General features: G+C 62.8%; 5 protein-coding genes. 2 read left to right on the top strand and 3 right to left on the bottom strand.

What is annotated here, in order from left to right:
* The 3 genes from VFL62_RS20740 to VFL62_RS20750 form a co-directional block, all read right to left on the bottom strand.
* On the bottom strand, positions 1 to 410 hold a 410-nt coding region (locus VFL62_RS20740; RefSeq protein WP_325174256.1), incomplete at its 3' end, for a 4-hydroxythreonine-4-phosphate dehydrogenase PdxA.
* Between the two features lie 50 nt (positions 411 to 460).
* A complete protein-coding gene (locus VFL62_RS20745) occupies positions 461 to 1,546 on the bottom strand; it encodes a four-carbon acid sugar kinase family protein (protein WP_325174257.1) in 1,086 nt (361 codons plus the stop codon).
* A 188-nt stretch (positions 1,547 to 1,734) separates the two neighbouring features.
* Entirely contained in the window at positions 1,735 to 2,493 is a 759-nt protein-coding gene (locus VFL62_RS20750) for a TetR/AcrR family transcriptional regulator (protein ID WP_325174258.1), read from the bottom strand.
* A gap of 235 nt (positions 2,494 to 2,728) precedes the next feature.
* On the opposite strand from VFL62_RS20750, the gene VFL62_RS20755 reads away from it, so the two are divergent.
* Both VFL62_RS20755 and VFL62_RS20760 read left to right on the top strand, forming a co-directional pair.
* The gene (locus VFL62_RS20755) at positions 2,729 to 3,946 is read left to right on the top strand and encodes an HlyD family secretion protein (RefSeq protein WP_325174259.1); all 1,218 of its coding nucleotides are present in this window, start codon (positions 2,729 to 2,731) and stop codon (positions 3,944 to 3,946) included.
* A gap of 40 nt (positions 3,947 to 3,986) precedes the next feature.
* Positions 3,987 to 4,645: MFS transporter (locus VFL62_RS20760; RefSeq protein ID WP_325174260.1), on the top strand; the 659-nt coding region annotated here is incomplete at its 3' end.

Below are 4,645 nucleotides of genomic sequence, written 5' to 3' on the forward strand. Positions count from 1 at the left end.
CCGGGATAATGATAGCCGGCCTTGTTCAGCGCCTCCTTGTTGAGCGGCGCGGTGACGATGCCGCCAACGCGCCCCGACAACGACAAGCGCACCCCCCGCTCGACGGCCTTGTAGGCAAAGCGTCCGCCAGCCGAAGACAACACGCCTGGCGCGATCTCGTCACTTTCCGTGTCGGCTTGCAGGAAAGCCAGATTCGGCCAGATGGCGTCATCGGCCGAGACCGCCGGCATCTCGAGACCCGCATCAAGCTGGCGGCCCGCCTGATCCAACGCGCGGCGGCTGCCGATGATCAGAAGCTTGAGGTCGCCGCTGGCAAGACGATCGCGCAGTCTGATGCACGACTTGACGATGATCTCGGGACCGATGCCGGCTGGATCGCCCATCGTGATCGCCAGGTGTCGTTTGCTCATTGTTGTTGTTCTCCGTCACGACGAGGCCAGCCGAATGGCAATCCGCTCTACTATATCAAGCCGTTTTGCTTGAGAAGCTTCCACAACACATCGGCCGTCCCAAACGCCCCGGATTTCGAGACCACTTCGACGCCTGACCAGGGGCCGCCTTCGACGACCGACTTGGGAATGCCCGGCTCCAATCGGCCGAGCACACGAAGCGCCCGCGCGCCGACCGCGGTCGCCTGCGCTTTCAGCGTTTCGCCACCGGCGACGATCAGGCAGCCCGGCGGATCGACCGACCGGCACAAGGTGGCGATCTCGCGCGCGAAATGCTCGGCGATATCGGTGCGCGAGGCCGTGGGCGCCTCCAGTTTGACGAAGGCAACGCCCTCGGCAAGCGCCTGCTTGATCCGGCCGAGATCCGCCGCGATGTCGTGACTTCTGATCACGACGGGCTCGCAGGCGGCGAGTTGCACCTGAGTCGTGCGATGGTCCGAGCCGAATATACCGAGCACCGGTCGCTTCAGCCTGTCGGGCGCCCAGAGACCCGTTCCGCGCGCCAGTGCGCTCGCAAGTCCTCCGCTTCCGCACCACAGCAGTCTTCCGGGATAATTTCTTCCTGCCTGAACCACCCGGTCGAGATCACCCTCGGTTTCGGCATCGAACACAGTGATCCCCGCCTGAACGCGCGCTGAGGGGCTCGATTGCCTGGCCTCCAGTTTTCGTTCCCGAAGTTGCTCGACGATCTTCTTGCCGACCGCGCTCCAGCCGCCATCCGCCGCTCGCGCATATTGCTGGCCATTGATGGTTCGCCGGCCCTGGTGAACGAAGGCCGGCGCGACAATGCAGGCATCCCAGGCTCCGAGACGCAGACACGCATCGAGCTCGGCGACCCAGGGCCCGCGAAGCAGGCTGTCGATCTTCTTGTACGCCACGGTTGCGCCAACCAGCATGGTTGCGAACTCGCCGACCACGGCAAAAGCCCGTTCGGGCGACAGCTCGCGCGTGCCGCTATCGATCGCAAAACTCGATTGGGTGGGCGCGATCGACGACGCAGACCAAAATACTTGCAGCGGGCCGAATTGGCCCACCAGTTCGGCGGACGTATCGAGCGCCCCGGTCAGATCGTCGGCCAAAAGTATCAGCGAAGACATGGGCCCAGTATCCACCGAAACGATGGAAAGGACTATGCAATTCCTCGGGAATTTTCGCAAAAGCAGGAAGCACGCCTGTTAACGGCCGATCCAACATCGTCGTTTCGCTGGTATGGAACCGGAACGAACTCGCCGCGGTCGCGGGCTGCTTGCAAAGGCTGAACTGTCGCGGCCCGAGCCGAAACCGGCTACGGCGCACAACCGTGCAGGAACAAGGCGGCGACGGCCTGAGCCCGCCGCTCCAGTTGCGCGCGCGTCGGCGGCGGCGCATGGCCGAACAGCACGGCACGCTGCGGCTGGAACACGAGCATGCCGAGCAGCATGCCGGCCGACGCCTCCGCATCGTCGATCTTGACGAGGCCACGCTCGCTCTGCGCACGCAGCCAGTTGGCCAGCGTCTGCTCGGTTCGCCGGATCGCCTTGGTATAAAAGGTCTCGGCGATCTCAGGAAATTTCTCGCTATCGCCGAGTATGACCCTCTGGAGCGAGATCACGTCGCCAGCCAGAATGAGTTCGCCGCAAACCATCAGCGCCTCGTGCAACGCCTTTTCGATGTTGCTGCCGTCACAGGCGCGCAGGCGCACCACCGATGCAAACGTGTCGATACGATCAGTGATCATGGCCTCGAACAGCGCCGCCTTGTTCGGGATCAACCGATACAGCGTCTTGGTGGAAACGCCGGCGCGGCGCGCCACGCTGTCCATGCTGGTCGCTGCATAACCGCTGGCGGCAAACTCGGTCCGCGCGGCCTCAAAAATCAGCGCACGCGTATCCTCATCGCATCGCGCCTGCGGCCGGCCGCGGCCACGCCGCACTTCGGCGCAGGGGTCTTCCTGTTCATTGGTCTTCATCGTCGTCGCCATAGCGAGCGCCCACTTTCCGAAGTTCGTTGTCCATTGCGGCACCCACTGCACGAACTTCGGAAAGTCATGGGCACTCGCAAACATATTGATTCTCGTACCGCTTTATCGATCTGAAGTCCCTGATCGAACTCGCCGCTTGTGGTGCAGGGACTTCAGATCGGCGGTACGAGCCATGCTTTTAGATGATGACTGTCATTCCATTGACAGTCCCAATATGCACTGTATTTTGGAAAACGTCAAGTTTCCTAATTCACCGCGCCGTGACCCAATCGAAATCTGCTTTCGCGGCAAGGGGTTAAGTCCAATAGAGGATGCCGCCATGACCCGCCACGCCACTGATTTTGCAGCTGAAAAGGCCATTCCCGCCGAGACAGTCCAAAAGCTGGTCCCCTCGTCCGCGCCGGCCACGGAAACCACCCATGCCGCCAAGAACGGCGGTTTCAGGAGGCTGTTATTGGCGGGAACCGCGGTCGCGGTGCTGGCCGGCGCATCCTGGTACGGCTTTGACTACTGGACCGTCGGCCGTTTCCTGGTCTCGACTGATGACGCCTATGTGAAGGCCGACAACACCACGGTGGCGCCGAAGGTTTCCGGTTATCTGCATGAAGTGCTGGTTGGCGACAACGAGCACGTCAACGCCGGCCAGATGCTGGCGCGGATCGATGACCGCGATTTCAAGGTTGCGCTTGATCAGGCGAAGGCCGATGTCGCTGCCGCCGAAGCTGCCGTGGTCAGCAAGCGCGCCCAACTCGATGTGCAGCAGGCGATCATCGATGCCGCCCGGGCGACGCTGGACGTCGATACCGCCTCGGCGACCTTCGCCACCCAGGAGAACAAGCGCTATACCGATCTCGCCGCGACCGGCTATGGCAGCGTGCAGAACGCGCAAGCCGCACAATCGCGTCACGCCAGCGCGCAAGCGGCGATCGAACGCGACAAAGCCAATCTCGCCTCCGCTTTAAAGCAGATCGAGTTGCTCAAGGCCGAAATCGCGCAAGCCGTCGCCGCCACCTCGCGCGCCTATGCATTGCAGCACCAGGCCGAACTTAATCTCTCCTACACCACGATCATCGCGCCGATCGACGGTGTCGTCGGCAATCGCACGCTGCGCGCAGGCCAATATGTACAGGCCGGCACGCAATTGATGTCGCTGGTGCCCGCCTCAGGCGCCTACGTGATTGCGAACTTCAAGGAGACGCAGCTTACCCATGTGCAGCCCGGCCAACCGGTCGACATCGATGTCGACATGTTCCCCGGCAAGCCCGTGCACGGCCATGTCGACAGTCTCGCGCCCGCCTCGGGGCAGGAATTTGCACTGCTGCCGCCGGACAATGCCACCGGCAACTTCACCAAGGTGGTGCAGCGCATCCCGGTCAAGATCGCTTTGGAATCCTCCAGCGTCGAGCTGCGGCCGGGCATGTCGGTGATCCCGACCATCCAGACGCAGAAGCATCAAGCGTTGGCCGCGGGCGCGCCGCAGCCCGCCTCGCCTTCCGCTTCGCACGCCAGCATCGCGCTCCTCGCCTCGCAGAAGTGACGTGAGCGATGAGGCCAAGATAGAGACCAAAGGTGATGACATGTCAGACCTTGCCCTCTCGACCTCGCCCGCAACCCCTCGCCCGATCACGGCCAGCGTGAGGCCAGCGGCGCCGGAGCGCGCCAGCGCCGCGGTGTGGATTTCCGTGATGGCCGCCATGATCGGCGCCTTCATGGCGATCCTCAACATCCAGATCACCAATGCCTCGCTGCTCGACATCGAGGGCGGCATCGGCACCGGCGTCGACAACGGCTCCTGGATCTCGACCTCCTACCTGATCGGCGAAATCGTGGTGATCCCGCTGACCGACTACCTCAGCCGCGTGTTCTCCTTCCGCAAGGTCATGCTCTCGCATGCCACGCTATTTGCGCTTTTCTCGGTGCTCTGCGCCTTCACCACCGACCTGCCCTCGATGATCGCGATGCGCGCCTTCCAGGGCTTTTTCGGCGGCGTGTTGATCCCGATGGCCTTCACGCTGGTCTTCACCAAGCTGCCGCAGCAGCAGAAGCCGATCGGACTGGCGATGTTCGCACTGGCTGTCACCTTTGCGCCAGCAATCGGTCCGACCATCGGCGGCTATCTCACCGAGAATTATGGCTGGCAGACCATCTTCTTTGTCAACGTCGTGCCGACCGCGGTGATGGTCGCCATGCTCTCGCTCACCCTCGAGCGTGAACCGATGCAGCTTGGCCTGCTCCG

The sequence above is a fragment of the Bradyrhizobium sp. genome (assembly GCF_035701725.1).
Classification (GTDB): domain Bacteria; phylum Pseudomonadota; class Alphaproteobacteria; order Rhizobiales; family Xanthobacteraceae; genus Bradyrhizobium.

What these genes read in the sequence shown, in the direction of transcription:
- VFL62_RS20745 (WP_325174257.1), bottom strand. Translation starts at nt 1,546, where the DNA reads ATGTCTTCGCTGATACTTTTGGCCGACGATCTGACCGGGGCGCTCGAT.
- VFL62_RS20750 (WP_325174258.1), bottom strand. Translation starts at nt 2,493, where the DNA reads ATGTTTGCGAGTGCCCATGACTTTCCGAAGTTCGTGCAGTGGGTGCCG.
- VFL62_RS20755 (WP_325174259.1), top strand. Translation starts at nt 2,729, where the DNA reads ATGACCCGCCACGCCACTGATTTTGCAGCTGAAAAGGCCATTCCCGCC.